Origin of the sequence: Cellulomonas endometrii, assembly GCF_949769265.1 — a bacterium.
Classification (GTDB): Bacteria; Actinomycetota; Actinomycetes; order Actinomycetales; family Cellulomonadaceae; genus Cellulomonas; species Cellulomonas endometrii.
Genome location: NZ_CATKPC010000006.1, coordinates 1 through 19,057, shown reverse-complemented (window position 1 = coordinate 19,057; position 19,057 = coordinate 1). Strand labels below are relative to the sequence as shown.

Here is a 19,057-nt window from a genome sequence, read left to right as displayed (position 1 = left end):
CTCAGGCCCCCGCCGACGCAGCGGCACCGCGGCCGACGAGCGCCGCCGCGTCCCACGCCGCCGGGACGTCCCCGTGGCCGGCGTGCCGGAACGCCAGCACCGACGCGCCGATCCGGCCGCCGTGCGCCCCGAGCTCCGCGACCCGCACCGGGGGCGCCGCGCGCCACGCGAGCCCGGCGTCGAGCGCCGCCCGCACCGGGGCGAGCAGCCGGTCCCCGGAGGCGAGGAACCCGCCGCCGAGCACGATGACCGCCGGGTCGAGCAGCAGCGTGACGGTGACCAGCCCCTGCGCGAGGGCGCGCACGGCGTCCGCCCAGACGGCGTCCGCGTCGGGGTCCGCGCCCACGAGGTCGACGACCTGCTCCGCGCGCAGCGCCCGCCCGGTGCGGGCCGCGTACCGGCGCGCGAGCCCGGCGCCCGAGACGTACACCTCGAGGCAGCCGCGCTGCCCGCACGTGCACGGCTCGCCATCGGCGACCACGGGGATGTGCCCGAGCTCGCCGGACCCGCCGGTGGCGCCGGCCACGGCGGCACCGGCGGAGGTCAGCGACGCGGCGATGCCGGTGCCGATCGGGACCAGCACCACGTCGGCGTACCCGCGCGCGGCGCCGAACAGCTGCTCGGCGAGCCCCGCGGCCCGCACGTCGTGGCCCGTCGCGACGGGGATGCCGAGGGCGTCGGTCAGCCGGTCGCGCAGCGGCACTTCACGCCAGTCGAGGTTGGAGGCGTAGGCGACCACCCCGGTGCGCTCGTCCAGCAGCCCCGGCGTCACCACGCCCGCGGCCACCACCCGCCGGCCGAGGTCGTCCGCCGCCTCCGTGAGCCCCCGCACGGCGTCGGCCACAGCGGTCACGGCGGCGTCGCCCGAGCCGGTGACGGTCGTCGCGGTGAGCACCGCGCGCCCGTCGGCGCCGACCAGCGCGGCCTTCGTGGTGGTGCCGCCGACGTCGACCGCGACCACGGACCGGGGGTCCGGCAGGTCGTCGCGATCGGCCGAGCGGCGCAGGCGGTCCTCGACCCTCACGCCGCGGACCCGCCCCGGGCCGCGACCCAGCCCTCGACGGCCGCGCCGGGGGCGATCTCCCCGACCGGGAGCCCGCCGCCCAGCACGGGCACCGACGCGAACGCCGCAGCACCCGACACGTCGACGCCCAGCGCGCCGAGCACGCGCAGCGCCACGACGGTCGTCGCCCGCGGGGAGCCGTCGACGACCTTCATCGCCACCGCCTGCCCGGTGCGCGCGGCGACGCCGATGACGCCCTCGGCCCCGCCCTTGGCGACGGCGCCCGGGACCCCGCGCATCACCTCGGTGTTCTGGTGGCCGCTGCCCCCGACGTAGAACGGGTGCTCCCGCATGGCGTCGGCGACGAGCCCGGCGGGCGTGCCCGGCTCGGCGGTCGCGACGGCACGGAAGGCCGTCGCCAGGCCCAGCACCGTGGTGCCGAACAGCGGCGCGCCGCAGCCGTCCACCGCGTCGTGCCGGACGTCGGCTCCCGTGATCTCGGCCGTGGTGCGCCGCACGTGCTGCTGCAGCGGGTGGTCGACCGCGAGGTAGTCGTCGGTGCTCCAGCCGTTGACCGCGCAGGCGAGCAGCATCGCGGCGTGCTTGCCGGAGCAGTTCATCCGGACCCGGCTGCGCTCCTCCCCCGCGCGGATCAGCCGCAGCCGGGTGCCCTCGTCCTCCGGCCAGTCGACCGGGCAGCGCAGGGCGTCGTCGTCCAGCCCCGCGCGCTCCAGCAGCGACCGGACGACGCGGACGTGCTCGTCCTCGCCGGTGTGGCTCCCCGCCGCGATCGCCAGCTCCGGCCCGGTCAGCGGGGCGCCGGCGGTCAGGCACGCGAGCGCCTGCACGGGCTTGGTGGTCGAGCGCGGGAGCACCGTGCCGTCGAGGTCGCCGACGGCCAGCGCGACCGACCCGTCGGCGTCGAGGGCCACGAGGGTCCCGAGGTGGCGGCTCTCCACGAGGCCGGAGCGGGTGACGACGGCCAGCTCGGCCAGGACGGGTGCGGAGGTGTCAGGCACGGAGGGTCTCCAGGTCGGGGGTGGGTGCGGCGCCGGGCGTCGCGGCGGGCGCGGGCGTGCGGCGGCGCATGCGGTCCTGCAGGCGCGACGCGAGCGCGGACAGCGAGCCGTTGCACACCAGGTAGATCAGGGTCACGGCGAGGAACGTCTGCACGAGCAGCCGGTTGTACGCGGACAGCACCTGCGCCCGGTACAGCAGCTCGGTGAACGCGACGACGTAGCCGAGCGAGGTGTCCTTGATGAGGCTGACCAGCTGGGTGACCAGCGACGGCGTGACGTACCGGACGGCCTGCGGCAGGACGACCAGCCGCATCACCTGGTGCCGCCGCATGCCGAGGCTCAGGGCGGCCTCGGTCTGGCCCTTCGGCAGGCTCTGGATGCCGGCGCGGACGATCTCGGCGATGACGGCCGAGTTCGCGACGGTCAGCGGCACGACGAGCTTCCACAGCACCGGCAGGTTGATGCCGTACCGCGGCAGGCCGAACAGCATGAGGTAGATCAGCAGCAGCACGGGGATGGTGCGGCCGATCTCGACCAGCGCCGTCGCGACCCAGCGCAGCGGCTTCACGTGGCTCAGCCGGCCCAGGGCGAGCAGCACGCCGATCGCGCCGCCGAGCACGGCCACCACGGCGGCGGCCTGGAGGGTCCCGCCCAGCCCGACCAGCAGGTACTGCCAGATCGGCCACTGCGTGAACGGGGTCCACTTCTCGGCGTCCAGCTGCCCGTGGGAGGCGAACTGCACCAGACCGGCGGTGATGAGCCCGGCGATCACCAGCACGCTGACCACCGAGGCGATCCGGGTGCGCCGGCGCGTGCGGGGACCGGGGGCGTCGTACAGGAAGGAGGCCGCGTTCCGGCCGGAGGAGCTGCTCACCGGGAGATCGCCACCTTCTTCTCGATGCGGCCGGCTGCCAGGCCGATCGCCAGGGCGATGGCCATGTAGACCAGGCCGGCGCCGGCGAAGATCGGGATGGGCTGGGCCTCGACGAGGTTGACCTTGTTCACCGCGGAGGTCAGCTCGACGACGCCGACCGTCGCGGCGAGCGCGCTGTTCATGACGAGCGCGATCATCACGTTGCCCAGCGGCTGCACCACCGCGCGCAGGGCCTGCGGCACCACGACGAGCCGCAGGACCTGCGGCAGCCGCAGGCCCAGGGCGCGGGCGGCCTCGAGCTGCCCGGGCGGGATGGTGTTGACGCCGCTGCGCACCGCCTCGGCGACGTAGGCCGCCTCGTACACCGCCAGCACCACGACGGCCGTGGTGGTCAGCGGCATGATCAGGCCGGCGTCCGGCAGCGCGAACACCGCCAGGAGCAGCAGCGCCAGCAGGGGGACGTTGACGAAGAACTGCACGTAGGCGAACGCCGCCCCGCGCAGCACCGGCACCGGGCTGACCCGGGCGATCGTCACCAGGGTGCCGAGCACCAGCGCGGCGGCACCCGCCACGAGCGTGATCATGACCGTCGTGCCCAGCGCCCGCAGCAGCGGGTCGAGGTTGTCGATCAGGGCCTGCATGTCGTCCTCCGCCGGCCGCTGCGCGTGCAGCGGCCGGAGCCGTCGGGTGGGGTCGGCCGCGTCCCGGGCCTCAGGGGCGCCCGGGACGCGGCCGAGTTCGGGTGGCTCAGGAGCCGGGGACCGAGCCGATCTCCGGCGGGGTCGGGGCGTCGTCGTCCGAGACCGTGCCGAGGCTGGCCTCCCAGACGGCGGCCCACTGGCCCTCGTCCTCGATCGTCTCGAGCCAGGTGTTCACGAACTCCTTGAAGTCCGCGTCGTCGTGCTTGAGGCCGATGCCGTAGGGCTCCGCGGTGAACGGCTCGCCGACGATCTTGATGTCGCCGTTCGACGCCGCGTTGGTCGCCAGCAGGATGTAGTCCTGCACGTAGGCGTCGCCGCGGCCCTGCACGAGCGCCTGCACGGCCTGCGGGTCCGTCGCGAAGCTGGTGACCTCGGCGGTCGGCTGCTCCTCGGGCACCGCGGTCACGGCGGGGGTGTTCGCCCCGACGATGACGGTCTTGCCGCCCAGGTCGTCGATCCCGGAGATGTCGTCGTTGTCGGCCTTCACCGCGACCGCGAGGCCCGAGGTGAAGTACGGGCCGGCGAAGCTGATCTGCTCCGCCCGCTCCTCGGTGATCGTGTAGGTGTTGAAGACGACGTCGACGGTGCCGTTCTGCAGCAGCGCCTCACGCGTCTCGGACGCCGGCGGGACGATCTCGATGTTGGGCTCGCCGAGGATGTAGATCGCCAGCAGCTTCGCGAGGTCGATGTCGAAGCCCGTGACGTCGTCGGGGTTGGTCGGGTCCTGCTGCGACAGCAGCGGGGCGTCGAGGGCCGCGGCGACGCGCAGCACGCCCCGCTCCTTGATGGCGGCCATCGTCGAGTCCGGGAGGATGTCGGCGTCGTCGGCGACGGGCGCGTCGGCGAACACGGCTTCGAGGCCGGTGGCCTCGGCGGACTCGGACGAGTCGTCGGCCGGCGGCACGCCGGTGCCCGACGAGTCGCTCGAGCAGGCCGCGGTGGTCAGGGCCACCGCGGTGAGCAGCGCGGCGAGGACGGGGGTCCGTCGCCGGGTGAGCAGAGAGCGCATGTGCCTGCCTTTCGGGTCACGGCCACCAGGGCCGGGGGTGGGAGGTGCAGGTGGTGCCGGCTCGTGGCCGTGGGGTCGGTGCTGGATCGGAGCGGGGTCAGTGCTGGAGCACGGACGCGAGGAACGCCCGGGCGCGGTCGCTGCGGGTGGCGTCGAAGAACTCGGCGGGCGGCGCCTGCTCGACGATCTGCCCGGCGTCCATGAACACGACGCGGTCGGCCACCCGGCGGGCGAAGCCCATCTCGTGGGTGACGACGACCATCGTCATGCCCTCGGCGGCGAGGCCGGTCATGACGTCGAGCACCTCGTTGACCATCTCGGGGTCGAGGGCCGAGGTCGGCTCGTCGAACAGCATGACCTTGGGCTGCATCGCCAGGGCGCGGGCGATCGCCGCGCGCTGCTGCTGCCCGCCGGACAGCTCGGCGGGGTGCCGGTGCGCCTTGTCCGCGATGCCGACCCGCTCCAGCAGCGCCATGGCGCGCTCGCGAGCCTCGGCCCGGGGCGTCCGCCGCACGGCGACCGGCGCCATCGCGACGTTGTCCAGGACGGTGCGGTGGCCGAACAGGTTGAACTGCTGGAAGACCATGCCGACGTCGGCCCGCAGGCGGGCCAGCGCGGCGCCCTCCTCGGGCAGCAGCTCCCCGTCGACGCGGATCTCCCCGGCGTCGATCACCTCGAGCCGGTTGATCGTGCGGCAGAGCGTCGACTTGCCGGAGCCGGAGGGCCCGACGACCACGACGACCTCGCGCGGGGCCACCTCCAGGTCGATGTCGCGCAGCACGTGCAGGGCGCCGAAGTGCTTGTCGACCCCCCGCATGCTCACCATCGGCGCGGGTGTGGGCGTCGTCGCGCTCATCCGTCATCCGTCCTCTCGCTGAAGGTTGCGTGACGGTGAGCCTAAGACCTGATCGTTACGTCCACGTTTCGACACACTTCATCCATATTCGGCGTAACTTCTCGAACATGGTCCGGCTGGTTGACTAGCCCCGTGACCACCGACACGTTCCCGCCCTCGCCGTCGTCGCCGGGCTCCGTCCTGGCGCTCGTCCGTGCGGGCGCGGCGTCGCGGGCCGACGTCGCCCGGCTCGCCGCCCTGTCCCCCACGACGGTGGCGGCCCGGGTCGAGTCGCTGGTCCGTGCGGGCTACCTGCGCGAGGCCGGCGACGGCCCGTCCCGGGGCGGGCGCCGCCCCCGCCGGCTCGAGGTCTCCCCCGCGCTCGGCGTCGTCGTCGGCGTGGACCTGGGCGTGCAGCACGCGACGTTCGGGCTGGTCGACGCCGCGGGGACCCTGCTCGCGCGCCGCGACGTCGCCGCCGCGGTCTCCGACGGCCCCGACGCCGTCCTCGACGCGGTCGTCCGGGAGGTCGAGGCCCTGCGCGCCGAGCACGCGCCGGACGTCCCCCTGCTCGCCGCGTGCGTCGGCGTGCCCGGCCCGGTCGACGCCCGCACCGGCCGCGTCGTCTCCCCCGCGCGGATGCCCGGCTGGAACGGCACCGACGTCGCCGGCGTCCTGTCCCCGCGCCTGGGCGTGCCCGTGCTGGTCGAGAACGACGCGAACCTCATGGCCCTGGGCGAGCACGCCGGCAGCGGCTTCGACGTCGAGCACCTGGTGTTCGTCAAGGTCGGCTCGGGCATCGGCTGCGGCGTCGTCGCGTCCGGCGCCCTGCACCGCGGCGCGCAGGGCTTCGCGGGCGACATCAGCCACGCCTCCGTGCCCGACGCGCCGCCGGTGCCCTGCTCGTGCGGCCGCGCCGGCTGCCTCGACGCGGTCGCGTCCGGCGCGGCCCTGGTCCGGCAGCTGCAGGAGGCCGGGGCCGGCGTCACGGGCATCGACGACCTCGTGGCCCTGGCCCGGGACGCCCACCCCGAGGCCACGAACCTGCTGCGCGAGGCCGGCGCCCGCACCGGCGCGGTCCTGTCGACGATCATCAACTTCTTCAACCCGGACCGCCTCGTCGTCGGCGGCCAGCTCGCCGAGGCCGACGCCTTCGTCGCCGGTGTGCGGTCAGCGGTCTACGCGCGCTGCCTGCCGATGGTCACCGACCACCTCGACGTCCGCTCCACCCGCGTCGGCCGGGAGGCGGGCATCCGCGGGGCGGCCCGCACGGCGCTGGACCACGTGCTCGCGCCCGCGTCGGTTGACGCGGCGCTGCGCTGACCGCCGGGTAGCCGCCCCGCGCACGGGCGGCCCCTCACCCCCGCCCCCGCCGGCCACCCCGCTGCGGTCGCGGTCCGGATCGGGCGCACGTACGTTGCGAGGAACCGAGGCTGACCGGCCCCGCACGGGAGGGAACCCCCCCGGGCCCCCCAGCGGCTCCACCCAAGGGGGCCCCCCGCATTGACCCCCGCCGGCGTTTCCACCCCCCCCGTCCCCGCCCCCGACGAGCCTCGCGCGGCGCACGCCGCCCACGCGGCCGACACCCCGGACGACCGCCCCGCCGGGGGCGCCGTCTCGGCGAAGGCCTTCGGCCGCGACCGCGAGACCGTGGTCGCCCGCGAGAAGGAGGAGTACGGCGGCATCAAGTTCGGCTCCGCCTTCTTCGGCTGGCTCACGGCCACCGGCACCGCCGTCCTGCTGACCGCGCTCGCCGCGGCAGCGGGCACGGCCGTGGGCCTCGCCAACGACACGTCCGTGGACGAGGTGGCCGACCAGGCGACGTCCGACCCGGGGTCGATCGGCTGGATCGGCGCGATCGTCCTCGCGGTCGTGCTGTTCGTCGCCTACTACTGCGGCGGGTACGTCGCCGGGCGGATGGCCCGGTTCAACGGCGCGAAGCAGGGCCTCGCGGTGTGGCTGTGGGCCGTGGTGATCGCCGTCGTGGTCGCCGTCCTCGCAGCCGTCGCGGGCGACCAGTACGACGTGCTCGGCCGCCTCGACAGCTTCCCGCGCATCCCCGTCGCCGAGGGCGACCTCACCACGGGCGGCATCATCGCGCTGCTGGTCGTCGCGGCCGTCAGCCTCGCGGGCGCGGTCCTCGGCGGCCTCGCCGGCATGCGGTTCCACCGGAAGGTGGACCGGGCCGGCCTGGGTCGCTGAGCCTCACCGCGACCGCGCCGCACCCGCAGGAACGACGAAGCGGGCGAGAGCTTCCGCTCTCGCCCGCTTCGTGATGTGGAGCTGAGGGGATTCGAACCCCTGACCCCCTGCATGCCATGCAGGTGCGCTACCAGCTGCGCCACAGCCCCGTGATCAGGCCGGAAGGCCGTCACACCACCCGCTGAGCGGGCGTCCTGAACTCTACTTGAACTGCGCCGAGGACGCGAATCGGCTGGTCACGCCGGGTCTCGCACCTCTTCGTCCATGGTCGGCTCGGGGCGGTCCGGTCCGGCGTTCCAGTCGGACGAGGCGTGCACCGGGCCCACGTTCAGCGCCTCCAGGCGCCACGCCAGGCCGGCGCCCGGGCGGGCCGGCTGGAGCTCGGCCCAGTGCGCGTTCGACATGCCCGACAGCCCCCGCCACTCCGGCGGCAGGCCGAGCAGGCCGACCAGGCCGAGGTTGATCGCCGCCCCGTGCGAGACGACCACCAGGGTGTCGTCCTTGCCGAGGTCGGCGGCCTGCTCCGTGACGGCCTCGACCATCCGGGTCTGCACCTCAGCGCGCGTCTCGGCACCCACCCGCTCCGGCTCGCGGCCGGCGACCCAGGCCGCGTGCTGCTCGGGCCAGCGCTCCGCGATCTCCGCGGACGTCATGCCCTCCCAGTCGCCGAACGACCGCTCACGGACGCGGACGTCCGTCTCGAGCGGCAGGCCCGTGCGCTCGGCGAGGGCCTTGGCCGTCGCGTGGGCGCGCACCAGGTCGGACGCGATGATCCGCGTCGGCCGGTACCGGCTCGCGAGCGCCGCCGCCGCGGTCTCCGCCTGCCACGTGCCGACGTCGTCCAGCGGGATGTCCGACTGGCCCTGCAGCCGGGCGTTCGCGTTGTGCGCGGTCCGCCCGTGCCGCCACAGGACGACGCGCCCGGCAGTCACTCCCCGGCCGCCTCGGCGCCCTCGGGGGTGCCGTGCACGTCGGCCGGCAGCTCGATGACCGGGCAGTCCTTCCACAGGCGCTCGAGCGCGTAGTAGGTGCGGTCCTCGGCGTGCTGGACGTGCACGACGATGTCGCCGAAGTCGATGAGGACCCAGCGGCCCTCGGACTTGCCCTCGCGGCGCAGCGGCTTCGCGCCGAGCTTGTGCAGCGACTCCTCGACGGCGTCGACGATGGCGCCGACCTGCCGCTCGTTGGTGCCCGACGCGATGACGAACGCGTCCGTGAGGACGAGCTGGGCGCTCACGTCGAGCGCGATGATCTCTTCGGCCTTGAGGTCGGCGGCGGCACGGGCGGCCGCCACGGTGAGCTCGACGGCGCGGTCGGATGCCGACACGGGTCTCCTCGGGGTGGTTCTGCGGGTGGTGCGGGTCAGGGTGCGGGCGCGGCGTCGAGCGCCGCGAGCGCGATCGCGGGCACGTCGGGGCCCGCGGCGTCCGTCGCGGTGTTCGCGACGAAGATGATGAGGAAGCCGAGCACGAACGCGACGACCGCCAGGATGATCCACTGCAGCCAGGTGAACGGCAGCGGCTTGCGGATCCGCTCCGGCTGCTCGAGCTCCTCGTCGTCGTCCACGGCCGGGACGGCGCCCCCGATGATCTGCCCGGTGGGGTCGGTCTGCTCCGCCTCCGGGACCGGCGTCGGGGCGGGGGCCATCGCCTTGAGCAGGGACTGCCACTGCGGGACGGGGACCTCGTCGGCGTCGGGCTCGGCGGCCGGGGTCGGCGCTGCGGCCGGGGTCGGCGCTGCGGCCGGGGTGGGCGCTGCCTGGGTCGGGGCCGGTGTAGGCGTCCACGCGCCCGGAGCGGTCGCCCGGGGTGCCGGGGTGCCGCTCGTCGACGGGGCGGCGGTCGCTGGCGTGGCGGCGGTCGCTGGCGTGGCGGCGGTCGCGGGCGTGGTTGGTGTCCCGGAGGGCGCGCCGGTCGCCGCGGGTGCCGAGGGCGCCCACTGCCGCGCGCCGGGGGGCGTCGCGGACGCGGGGCGCGCCGGAGCCGCCGGGGTGGCGGCGGTCGGCGCGGCACCGGGCGCCTGCCGTGCCGCTCCGGTCGCTCCCGGCCCGGCGGGAGCCGGCGCGGGGGGGTGACCTCGGACGGCTGCGGGGCTCGGGGGGGTCGGCCGGGTGGCGTCCGCGAGCCGGTCGCGGGACGGCGTCCGCGCCCCGGCGTCCGGGCTCGCGGGCGGTGCGGCCGGGGCGGCGGGTGCGGTGCGGGTGCCGGGGCCGGGCGGGCCGGCTCACGGGCCGGGCCGGAGGGCGTCGTGGGGCGCGCGGCGGGGGCGGCAGGCGACGTCGCCGGACGCGGCGGGGCAGGCGGTGCCGCCGTCGGTGCGGCATCCTCCGGCACGGTGGTGCGGATCGAGCGGCGGGTCCGGGCGGGCGCGTCGGGCTGGATGCCGGGCACCTGGTACGGCGTGGCCCCGCCGGGTCGGCCGTCCGGCCCGACCGCAGGCACGGGCTGGTTGCGGAGCGCGCGCGGGAGGTGCCGGCGCCCGTGGGGGCGGCCGGCGACGACGGGGTGGGCGCCGGAGCGGCCGGCTGCGACGACGCGGCGGGCTGGGCGGGGGCCGCGGATCGGCCGCTCCGGCGGACTGAGCGGACGCGGCCGGCTGCGACGCTGCGGCGGGCCGAGCGGGCGCGGCAGGCTGGGCGGGCGCGGACGGGGGCGCGCCGGAGCGGGCGCGCTGCGCCGGGGCACCCCCCGCCGGCGCGGCACCGGGCGTCGCGCCGCCGCGTGCGTCCCCGGGGTCGCCGGAGGCACCCTGGGCCGCGCGCTCCTGGGCGGCGAGCCGGGCGGCCTCGCGCTCCCGCAGCTCCCGACGGGTCAGCGGCGTGCCGGGTGTGCTCATGACTGACTTCCTCGGTACAGACCGTGCTTGGCGATGTACTGGACGACGCCGTCCGGCACGAGGTACCAGACGGGCTTGCCGCCGCGCGCGCGCTCGCGCACGTCGGTGGACGAGATGGCCAGGGCCGGGATCTCCCACTGGCTGACGCGGTCGGGCGGCAGCCCGTCGACGGACAGCGTGTGGCCGGGCCGGGTCACGGCGACGAACTGCGCGCGCTCGAACAGCTCGGCCGAGTCCTTCCACTGCAGGATCTGCTCGATCGCGTCGGCCCCGGTGATGAAGTACAGGTCGGCGTCGGGCCGCTCGTGGGCGAGGTCCCGGAGGGTGTCGACCGTGTAGGTCAGGCCGGGACGGTCGATGTCGACGCGGCTGACGGTGAAGCTGGGGTTCGACGCCGTGGCGATCACCGTCATGAGGTACCGGTGCTCGGCGGGCGTGACCGCGACGTCCTGCTTGAACGAGGGCGCGCCCGTGGGGACGAACACGACCTCGTCGAGGTCGAAGCGGGCGGCGACCTCGCTGGCGGCGACGAGGTGGCCGTGGTGGATGGGGTCGAACGTGCCGCCCATCACCCCGAGCCGGGCTCGTCGCTGCGTCATCGGATGCGGGTCCCCTGCGCCGGCGCGGTCAGTCGTGGCGCGTGCCGACGCTCCGGAAGGCGTAGGTCACGAGCAGCAGGGCGATGAGGGCACCGAAGCCCGCGATGCCGAAGACGATCGGCTCGAAGGGCAGCTCGACGGTCTGCTCGGCGGCTGCCTCGGCGGCGCGCAGCGCAGCGTTCACGTGGTCCTCCCGGGACGGGTCGAAGTGAGGGTCCAGTGTCGCACGTCCGGCACCTGCCACGAGGGCAGGAGCTCACGGACGGGTGTGCCCGTCGCCGTGCACCACCCACTTGGTGGTCGTGAGCTCCCCGAGACCCATCGGGCCGCGGGCGTGCAGCTTCTGCGTGGAGATGCCGATCTCGGCGCCGAGGCCGAGCTGGCCGCCGTCGGTGAACCGCGTCGAGGCGTTCACCATCACCGCCGCGGAGTCCACCTCCGCGACGAACCGCTCGGACGCCGCCAGGTCGCGCGTGACGATCGCCTCGGTGTGCCCGGAGCTCCACGTGCGGATGTGCTCCAGCGCGGCGTCGAGGTCGTCGACGACGCGCACCGCGAGGTCGAGGGACAGGTACTCCGTCGCCCAGTCGTCGTCGGTGGCCGGCACGACCGGCACGCCCGCGGGGGCGAGGCCGGCCGTCGCGGCGTCGCCGTGCACGGTCACGCCGGCCTCGGCGAGCGCGGTCAGCGCGGACGGCAGGAACCCGGCGGCGGCGTCGCGGTGCACGAGCAGCGTCTCGGCGGCGTTGCAGACGCCGACCCGCTGGGTCTTGGCGTTGAGCAGGATCGGCAGCGCCATCGCCGGGTCGGCGGTGGCGTCCACGTAGACGTGCACGTTCCCGACGCCGGTCTCGATGACCGGCACGGTGGCCTCGCGCACGACGGTCTGGATCAGGTCGGCGCCGCCGCGCGGGACGAGCACGTCCACCAGCCCGCGGGCGTGCATGAGGGCGACTCCCCCGGCCCGCCCGTACGCGTCGATCGACTGCACGAGGTCCGCCGGCAGCCCCTGCGCCACCAGCGCGCCCCGCAGGACGTCGACGATCACCTCGTTGCTGCGCGCCGCGGCCGAGCCGCCGCGGAGGACCACCGCGTTGCCGCTCTTGAGCGTGAGGCCGACGGCGTCGACCGTGACGTTGGGCCGGGCCTCGTAGATCATGCCGACCACGCCCATCGGGACGCGCACCTGGCGCATCCGCAGGCCGTTCGGCAGCGTCGACCCGCGGACGACCTCCCCCACCGGGTCGGGCAGCGCCGCGACCTCCCGCAGGGCGTCGGCGATGGACCCGATCCGCTCCGGGGTCAGCGCCAGGCGGTCGAGCAGGCCGGGCGACGTGCCGTTCGCGCGCCCGCGCTCCAGGTCGTCGGCGTTGGCGGCGACGATCGCGTCGGCCCGGGCCACGAGCGCGTCCGCGAGCGCGTGCAGCGCCGCGTCCTTCGTGCCGCGGGTGGCGACGGCCAGCGCGCGGGCGGCGGTCTTCGCGCGCCGGGCGACGTCCAGCACGGCGTCCGTGACGTCCGTCGGCGCCGGGGCCGGCGTCGACGCGAGCTGCGCCCCGTCCGCGGCCGGGGCGTCGAGGGAGGTGGTCATCGGGCCAGCGTAGACCCGACCGGTGACGCCCTCCCGGTGCGTCTCAGCGGCGGCGGCGCACCAGCACCATGTCGTCGCGGTGCACCAGCTCGCGGTCGTAGCCGGGGCCCAGCTCGGCCCGCAGCTCGGCCGTCCCGCGCCCGAGCAGGTCCGGCACCTCCTGCGACGCGTACGCCACGAGCCCGCGCGCGACGACGGTGCCGTCCGCCGCGGTGATCTCGACCGGGTCGCCCGCCTCGAACTCCCCGTGGACGGCGGTGACCCCCGCCGGGAGCAGCGACTTGCCGCGCTCCACCACGGCCCGCACGGCGCCGTCGTCGAGCACCAGCCGCCCGTGGGTGCGGGCCGCGTACGCGAGCCACAGCAGCCGGGTCGACGCCCGCTTGCCCGTCGCCGCGAACCAGGTCCCCACGTCGGCGCCCTCCAGCGCGGGGGCGACCTGGGCGGCGGACGTCAGCACGACGGGGATGCCCGACGCGGTGGCGATCGCGACGGACTCCAGCTTGGTGACCATCCCCCCCGTGCCGACCCGGCTGCCGCGCGCGGAGACGTCCACCCCCTCCAGGTCCTTCGGGCCGCGGACCTCCGCGATGCGCCGGGAGCCGGGCCGGTTCGGGGGCCCGGTGTACAGCCCGTCGACGTCGGTGAGCAGCGCCATGGCGTCGGCGTGCACGAGGTGCGACACCAGCGCGGCGAGGCGGTCGTTGTCGCCGAACCGGATCTCGTCCGTGGCGACCGTGTCGTTCTCGTTGACGATGGGCACGATGCCGAGGTCCAGCAGCCGGTCGAGCGCGCGCTGGGCGTTGCGGTACTGCCCGCGCCGCATCGTGTCGTCGGCGGTCAGCAGCACCTGGCCGACCCGGAGGCCGTGGTCGGCGAACGCTCGCGTGTAGTGCGCGACCAGCAGCCCCTGCCCTACCGAGGCGGCCGCCTGCTGGGTCGCGAGGTCGCGCGGCCGGCGCGCGAGCCCGAGCGGGTCCATGCCGGTCGCGATCGCGCCGGACGACACGAGGACGACCTGGCGACCGCCCGTGACCCGCGCGGCGAGCACGTCGACCAGCGCCCGCAGCCGGGCCGGGTCGAGCTTGCCGGTCTCGTCCGTCAGGGACGACGAGCCGACCTTGACCACCACACGGCGGACCTCGGGCAGCAGGCGGCGGTCGGACAGCGCGGCGGCACTCACGCCCGCATCATCCCAGGCGCCCCCCGGCCGGCGCGGAGCCATCCGCCCCCCGGGACGCCGCCCCGGTTCAGGCGCCGGTCACTCGTCGCGCCACAGGCCCGCCTCGCGCTCGGTCCACAGCTCCGCGCGCGCCTCGGCCTTGGCGTCCATCCGGTCCTTGTACTGCTCGCGCTTCTCGCCACGGGTCGGGCGGCTGCGCTCCTCGATGCGCTGGTCGGTGCCGCGGGGCCCGCCCAGCAGCTCCGAGCCGGTGAGCAGCGTGGGCTCCCAGTCGAAGACGACCGCCGACGGCCCGTCGCCGATGACGACCTCGGCCCCCGACACGGCCCCCGCGGCGAGCAGCTTCTCCTCGACGCCGATCCGCGCGAGCCGGTCGGCCAGGTAGCCCACGGCCTCGTCGTTCGCGAAGTCGGTCTGGCGCACCCAGCGCTCCGGCTTGGTGCCGCGCACCTGGAAGTACTCGTGGTCGCCGTCCTGCCGGCGCGTCACGGTGAAGCCCGCGTCGTCGACGGCGCGGGGCCGCAGCACGACGCGGGTCGCCTCGGGCGCCGGCGCGTCCCGCCGCGCCTGCTCCACCATCTCGGCGAGCGCGAACGTCAGCGGGCGCAGGCCCTCGTGGCTGGCCGTCGACACCTCGAACACGCGCAGGCCGCGCGCCTCCAGGTCGGGGCGCACCATCTCCGCGAGCTCGCGCGCCTCGGGGACGTCGATCTTGTTCAGCACGACCATCCGCGGCCGCTCGGTCAGCGGCACCCGGCCGCCCTCGATGCCCAGGTCACCGGCGTACGCCGCGAGCTCGGCCTCGATGACGTCGAGGTCCGTGACGGGGTCGCGGTCCGGCTCGAGCGTCGCGCAGTCGAGCACGTGCACCAGGACGGCGCAGCGCTCGACGTGCCGCAGGAACTCCAGGCCCAGGCCCTTGCCCTCGCTCGCGCCGGGGATCAGCCCCGGGACGTCCGCGACGGTGTACCGGGCGTCGCCCGCCTGCACGACGCCGAGGTTCGGCACCAGCGTGGTGAACGGGTAGTCGGCGATCTTCGGCCGCGCGGCGGACATCGCCGCGACCAGGCTGGACTTGCCGGCGCTCGGGAACCCGACCAGGGCGACGTCCGCGATGGTCTTCAGCTCCAGCACCACGTCCCGGGCGTCGCCGGGCTCGCCGAGCAGCGCGAAGCCGGGGGCCTTGCGGCGCGGGGACGACAGCGCGGCGTTGCCGAGCCCGCCGTGCCCGCCCTGCGCGACGACGAACTGCGCGCCCGCGCCGACCAGGTCCGCGAGGACCTCCCCGTCGACGGACTTCACGACCGTGCCGTCGGGCACCGGCAGGACGAGGTCCTGGCCGGTGGAGCCCTGCCGGTGGTCGCCCATGCCCTGCGTGCCGGAGGGCGCGTGCCGGTGCGGCGCGTGGTGGTAGTCGAGCAGCGTGGTCACCTGCGGGTCGACCACGAGGATGACGCTGCCGCCGTTGCCACCGTTGCCCCCGTCGGGACCGGCGAGGGGCTTGAACTTCTCGCGGTGGATCGACGCGCAGCCGTGGCCGCCGTCACCGCCGCTGGCGTGGAGGACGACGCGGTCGACGAATGCGGCCATGGGTGGGTGGTTCCTTCCTACGGCGAAGGGGCGCACCGCGTCGTGCGGTGCGCCCCTCCGGCCAACAGCTGGGGGTGGTGCGGCTGGTCAGCCGGCCGCCACGATGTCGATGACCTTGCGGCCACGACGGGTGCCGAACTGCACCGCACCGGCGGTGAGGGCGAACAGGGTGTCGTCGCCGCCACGGCCGACGTTCACACCGGGGTGGAAGTGGGTGCCGCGCTGGCGGACGATGATCTCGCCGGCGTTGACGACCTGGCCGCCGAAACGCTTCACACCCAGGCGCTGGGCGTTGGAGTCCCGACCGTTGCGCGAGGAGCTCGCGCCCTTCTTGTGTGCCATCTCAGGCCTGCTTTCCTGCGGTGCTGTCTACGGGTGGTGGGTCGCGGGGCCGTGCGGCCCGCAGGTCACTTGATCTCGGTGACCTTCAGGCGGGTCAGCCGCGAGCGGTAACCCTGACGGCGGCGGTAGCCCGTCTTGTTCTTGTACCGCAGGATGTCGATCTTCGGGCCCTTCTCGGCCTGGACGACCTCTGCGGTGACCTTGATCTTCGCCAGCGCCGCGGCGTCCGACGTCACGGCCTCGCCGTCGACCAGCAGGAGCGCGGGCAGCTCGACGGTCGCACCGGCCTCGGCCGCGATGCGGTCCACGACGACGACGTCGCCGACGGCGACCTTCTCCTGACGGCCGCCGGCCTTCACGATCGCGTACACCACGTTGATGCTCATCTCTGCTCGTCGAACTTCAGGTTCTGGGGGCGTCCCGCCCTCGGGCCGCGCCCCGGCGCGCCACCGCGGTGGCCGCGGAGCTCGGGACGTCGGCGCCTCAGGGGCGTCACGCGCGAACGGTGCTTCCTGACCGGCTCTGCGCAGAAACACACCGCGCCGTCAGAACGCACCGACGTTCAAGGTTACGCGGAGCCGGTACCGACGGTCAAACCGCGGCCTGGTGACCTCGCGCACCCGCGAGCCGCCCGGCCGGCCGAGGTCGTCACCCGTGCACGAGGTCGTCCGTCCTGCGGGACGACCTCGTGCCGGTGTGACGACCTCGGGGTCAGGACTCGTCGTCGGCCGGGTCCGGCAGCTCGAACAGGCCCGGGTCGACCGGGCTCAGCTCGAGCTGCGGCTCCGGGGCGTCGGACGCCGGCACCCGGGTCGCGAGGTCGCCCAGGGCGGCCAGCACGTCCAGGACGGGCTCCGGCGCAGCGACGGCCGCGGCCGGGGTCTCGACCGGCGCCTCGACCGCCTCGGCCACCGGGGCCGCCTCGGCCACGGGCTCGGCGACCGGGGCCGCCTCGGCCGGGGCCTCCTCCGCCGCGCCCGCCGGGGCCTGCGCCCGCTCGCGCCCGTCCGCCGACGACCCGGCCTGGGCCTCGTCGTCGTGCACGTGGGCGTGCGCCGCGGCCGCCGCGATGGTCGCGAGCGTCGCCTTGACGGCCTCGCGCGCCTCCGGCAGGACCGGGACGGCGGGCGTGGTGCCGGACGCCGACGCGGGCGCCTGCTCCTTCGCGCCGCCGCGCTTGCGGCGGGACTTCTTGGCCTCGCCCTCCGGGGCCTGCTGGGGCGCGCCGGCGTCGGACCGGCCGTTGGTCTTCTCGACCGGGTCCGTGTGCACGACGAAGCCGCGCCCGTTGCAGTGCTCGCAGGTCTCGGAGAACGCCTCGACCAGGCCCTGGCCCACGCGCTTGCGGGTCATCTGCACGAGCCCGAGCGAGGTGACCTCGGCGACCTGGTGCTTGGTCCGGTCGCGGCCCAGGCACTCGACCAGCCGGCGCAGGACGAGGTCGCGGTTCGACTCCAGCACCATGTCGATGAAGTCGATGACGATGATCCCGCCGATGTCCCGGAGCCGGAGCTGGCGGACGATCTCCTCCGCCGCCTCCAGGTTGTTCCGGGTGACGGTCTCCTCGAGCGTGCCGCCCGCGCCGGTGAACTTGCCGGTGTTGACGTCCACGACCGTCATGGCCTCGGTGCGGTCGATCACCAGCGAGCCGCCGGACGGCAGCCAGACCTTCCGGTCCATGCCCTTGGCGAGCTGCTCGTCCACCCGGTGCGCGGCGAACACGTCGCCCTGGCCGGTGTACTTCGACACCTTCTCGGCCAGGTCGGGCGCGAGCTCGCCGATGTACCCGGAGATGGTCGACCACGCCTCCTCGCCCTGGACGACCAGGGACGAGAAGTCGTCGTTGAAGATGTCGCGGACCACGCGGATCGCCATGTCCGGCTCACCCTGGAGCAGGGCCGGGGCGGACGCGGTCTTGGCCTTCTTCTCGATGGCCTCCCACTGCGACTGCAGGCGGGCGATGTCGGCGCGCAGCTCGTCCTCGCTGGCCCCCTCGGCCGCGGTGCGCACGATGACGCCCGCGGAGTCCGGGACCACCTCGCGCAGGATCTTCTTCAGGCGCGTGCGCTCGTTCTCGGGCAGCTTGCGGCTGATGCCGGTCATGCCGCCGCCCGGGACGTAGACCAGGTAGCGGCCGGCGAGCGTGATCTGCGACGTGAGGCGGGCGCCCTTGTGCCCGATCGGGTCCTTGGTGACCTGCACGAGCACCGAGTCGCCCGACTTCAGCGCCTGCTCGATGCGGCGCGGCTGGCCCTCCAGGCCCGCGGCGTCCCAGTTGACCTCGCCCGCGTAGAGCACGGCGTTGCGACCCTTGCCGACGTCGACGAACGCGGCCTCCATGCTGGGCAGCACGTTCTGCACGCGGCCCAGGTAGACGTTGCCGGCCATCGACACCTGCGCCTGGCGGGAGACGTAGTGCTCGACGAGCACCCCGTCCTCCAGCACGGCGATCTGGGTGCGGCCGTTCGACTCCCGGACGATCATCGACCGCTCGACCGCCTCGCGGCGGGCCAGGAACTCGGCCTCGGTGATGATCTGGCGGCGACGGCCGGCGTCGCGGCCCTCGCGGCGACGCTGACGCTTGGCCTCCAGGCGGGTGGACCCGCGCAGCGCCGTGACCTCGTCGCTCCCGCGCGAGCCGGAGCGGCTGCGCGACGGCGCGGGCTCGGCGTCGGCGGCGTCGCCCCCGCGGCCCGACCGGCGACGGCGGCGACGGCGGCGGCTGCTGCCACCCGACTCCTCGCCGTCGGCCTGCTCGTCCGCCTCGTCCTCGGCGTCCTCGGCCGGCTCGTCGGACTCCTCGCGGACCGGCTCGTCGCCCGACGGCTCGTCCTGCTCGCCCTCGTCGTCCGTGGCGTCGGCGTCCGCCTCGGCACCGCCGCGCGACCGGCGACCACGACCACCGCGGCGGCGGCGACGGCGCGGCGCGCCCTCGTCGTCGTTCTCGGTCTCGTCGCGCTCGGCGGCGGCCGGCTCGGCGTCCTCGTCGACCTGCCCGGCCGCCTCGAGGACGGCGTCGGAGGTCTCCAGCTCGGCGGCCTCGGCCTCGGTGGGCTCGACCTGCTCCTCGACCCGCCCGCGTCCGCGACCGCGGCCACGGCGGCGGGACGGCGCGGCGGCCTGCTCGGCGGGCGCCTCGGCGGCGGCTGCCGCCTGCTCCTCGGCCGCAGCGGCGGCGTCGACCTCGGCCTGCGCGGCCGCGGAGATCGCCTCCGGGGAGCCGGTGGGGGCCTGGGCGCGGCGGCGGCGCCGCGGGGCCTCGGGGGCCTGGAAC

At 75.6% G+C, this 19,057-nt stretch carries 19 protein-coding genes and 1 tRNA gene; 2 read left to right on the top strand and 18 right to left on the bottom strand.

The features are described from left to right. Nucleotide 1 precedes the first annotated feature (1 nt). The 6 genes from QNH85_RS08325 to QNH85_RS08300 all read right to left on the bottom strand — a co-directional run bounded on the left by QNH85_RS08325 (nt 2) and on the right by QNH85_RS08300 (nt 5,462). Nucleotides 2-1,024, bottom strand: coding sequence for an ROK family protein (locus tag QNH85_RS08325; protein WP_282945720.1), 1,023 nt, complete (start codon nt 1,022-1,024; stop codon nt 2-4). Further along, entirely contained in the window at nt 1,021-2,022 is a 1,002-nt protein-coding gene (locus QNH85_RS08320; protein WP_282945719.1) for an asparaginase, read from the bottom strand. The genes QNH85_RS08325 and QNH85_RS08320 overlap by 4 nt, the downstream gene beginning before the upstream one ends. Further along, the gene (locus QNH85_RS08315; RefSeq protein ID WP_282945718.1) at nt 2,015-2,896 is read right to left on the bottom strand and encodes an amino acid ABC transporter permease; all 882 of its coding nucleotides are present in this window, start codon (nt 2,894-2,896) and stop codon (nt 2,015-2,017) included. Before QNH85_RS08315 ends, QNH85_RS08320 begins: the two co-directional genes overlap by 8 nt. Beyond that, on the bottom strand, nt 2,893-3,537 hold the full coding sequence (locus QNH85_RS08310) for an amino acid ABC transporter permease (RefSeq protein ID WP_282945717.1): 645 nt from the start codon (nt 3,535-3,537) through the stop codon (nt 2,893-2,895). The genes QNH85_RS08315 and QNH85_RS08310 overlap by 4 nt, the downstream gene beginning before the upstream one ends. A gap of 106 nt (nt 3,538-3,643) precedes the next feature. Further along, nucleotides 3,644-4,606: a glutamate ABC transporter substrate-binding protein gene (locus QNH85_RS08305; RefSeq protein WP_282945716.1), complete on the bottom strand. Its 963-nt coding sequence runs from the start codon at nt 4,604-4,606 to the stop codon at nt 3,644-3,646. Nucleotides 4,607-4,703: 97 nt separating this feature from the next. After that, the gene (locus QNH85_RS08300; RefSeq protein WP_282945715.1) at nt 4,704-5,462 is read right to left on the bottom strand and encodes an amino acid ABC transporter ATP-binding protein; all 759 of its coding nucleotides are present in this window, start codon (nt 5,460-5,462) and stop codon (nt 4,704-4,706) included. A 132-nt stretch (nt 5,463-5,594) separates the two neighbouring features. Between QNH85_RS08300 and QNH85_RS08295 the strand changes: the two genes are divergently transcribed. Both QNH85_RS08295 and QNH85_RS08290 read left to right on the top strand, forming a co-directional pair. Continuing rightward, a complete protein-coding gene (locus QNH85_RS08295; protein WP_282945714.1) occupies nt 5,595-6,764 on the top strand; it encodes an ROK family transcriptional regulator in 1,170 nt (389 codons plus the stop codon). A 180-nt stretch (nt 6,765-6,944) separates the two neighbouring features. After that, nucleotides 6,945-7,643: a hypothetical protein gene (locus QNH85_RS08290; RefSeq protein WP_282945713.1), complete on the top strand. Its 699-nt coding sequence runs from the start codon at nt 6,945-6,947 to the stop codon at nt 7,641-7,643. Nucleotides 7,644-7,719: 76 nt separating this feature from the next. On the opposite strand, the gene QNH85_RS08285 is transcribed toward QNH85_RS08290, so the two are convergent. The 12 genes from QNH85_RS08285 to QNH85_RS08230 form a co-directional block, all read right to left on the bottom strand. Further along, nucleotides 7,720-7,792: transfer RNA gene (locus QNH85_RS08285), tRNA-Ala, on the bottom strand. Nucleotides 7,793-7,879: 87 nt separating this feature from the next. After that, a complete protein-coding gene (locus QNH85_RS08280) occupies nt 7,880-8,575 on the bottom strand; it encodes a histidine phosphatase family protein (RefSeq protein ID WP_282945712.1) in 696 nt (231 codons plus the stop codon). After that, the gene (gene rsfS, locus QNH85_RS08275) at nt 8,572-8,970 is read right to left on the bottom strand and encodes a ribosome silencing factor (RefSeq protein WP_213281347.1); all 399 of its coding nucleotides are present in this window, start codon (nt 8,968-8,970) and stop codon (nt 8,572-8,574) included. Before rsfS ends, QNH85_RS08280 begins: the two co-directional genes overlap by 4 nt. Nucleotides 8,971-9,005: 35 nt before the next feature. Further along, nucleotides 9,006-9,290, bottom strand: a complete 285-nt coding sequence (locus QNH85_RS08270) for a hypothetical protein (RefSeq protein ID WP_282945711.1) — start codon at nt 9,288-9,290, stop codon at nt 9,006-9,008. Between the two features lie 1,184 nt (nt 9,291-10,474). Beyond that, complete coding sequence (gene nadD / locus QNH85_RS08265; protein WP_282945710.1) at nt 10,475-11,077, bottom strand: nicotinate-nucleotide adenylyltransferase; 603 nt, start codon at nt 11,075-11,077, stop codon at nt 10,475-10,477. Nucleotides 11,078-11,105: 28 nt separating this feature from the next. Further along, nucleotides 11,106-11,261 carry a hypothetical protein gene (locus QNH85_RS08260; RefSeq protein WP_213281350.1) on the bottom strand — a complete coding sequence of 52 codons (156 nt, stop codon included), beginning with the start codon at nt 11,259-11,261 and terminating at the stop codon, nt 11,106-11,108. A 72-nt stretch (nt 11,262-11,333) separates the two neighbouring features. After that, entirely contained in the window at nt 11,334-12,668 is a 1,335-nt protein-coding gene (locus QNH85_RS08255; protein WP_282945709.1) for a glutamate-5-semialdehyde dehydrogenase, read from the bottom strand. A gap of 43 nt (nt 12,669-12,711) precedes the next feature. After that, nucleotides 12,712-13,851, bottom strand: coding sequence for a glutamate 5-kinase (gene proB / locus QNH85_RS08250; RefSeq protein WP_282945708.1), 1,140 nt, complete (start codon nt 13,849-13,851; stop codon nt 12,712-12,714). A 78-nt stretch (nt 13,852-13,929) separates the two neighbouring features. Then, a complete protein-coding gene (obgE, locus tag QNH85_RS08245) occupies nt 13,930-15,441 on the bottom strand; it encodes a GTPase ObgE (protein ID WP_282945707.1) in 1,512 nt (503 codons plus the stop codon). A gap of 87 nt (nt 15,442-15,528) precedes the next feature. Next, nucleotides 15,529-15,783, bottom strand: coding sequence for a 50S ribosomal protein L27 (gene rpmA / locus QNH85_RS08240; RefSeq protein WP_213284196.1), 255 nt, complete (start codon nt 15,781-15,783; stop codon nt 15,529-15,531). A gap of 65 nt (nt 15,784-15,848) precedes the next feature. Next, the gene (gene rplU / locus QNH85_RS08235) at nt 15,849-16,157 is read right to left on the bottom strand and encodes a 50S ribosomal protein L21 (protein WP_213284198.1); all 309 of its coding nucleotides are present in this window, start codon (nt 16,155-16,157) and stop codon (nt 15,849-15,851) included. Nucleotides 16,158-16,494: 337 nt separating this feature from the next. Then, nucleotides 16,495-19,057: Rne/Rng family ribonuclease (locus QNH85_RS08230; protein ID WP_282945706.1), on the bottom strand; the 2,563-nt coding region annotated here is incomplete at its 5' end.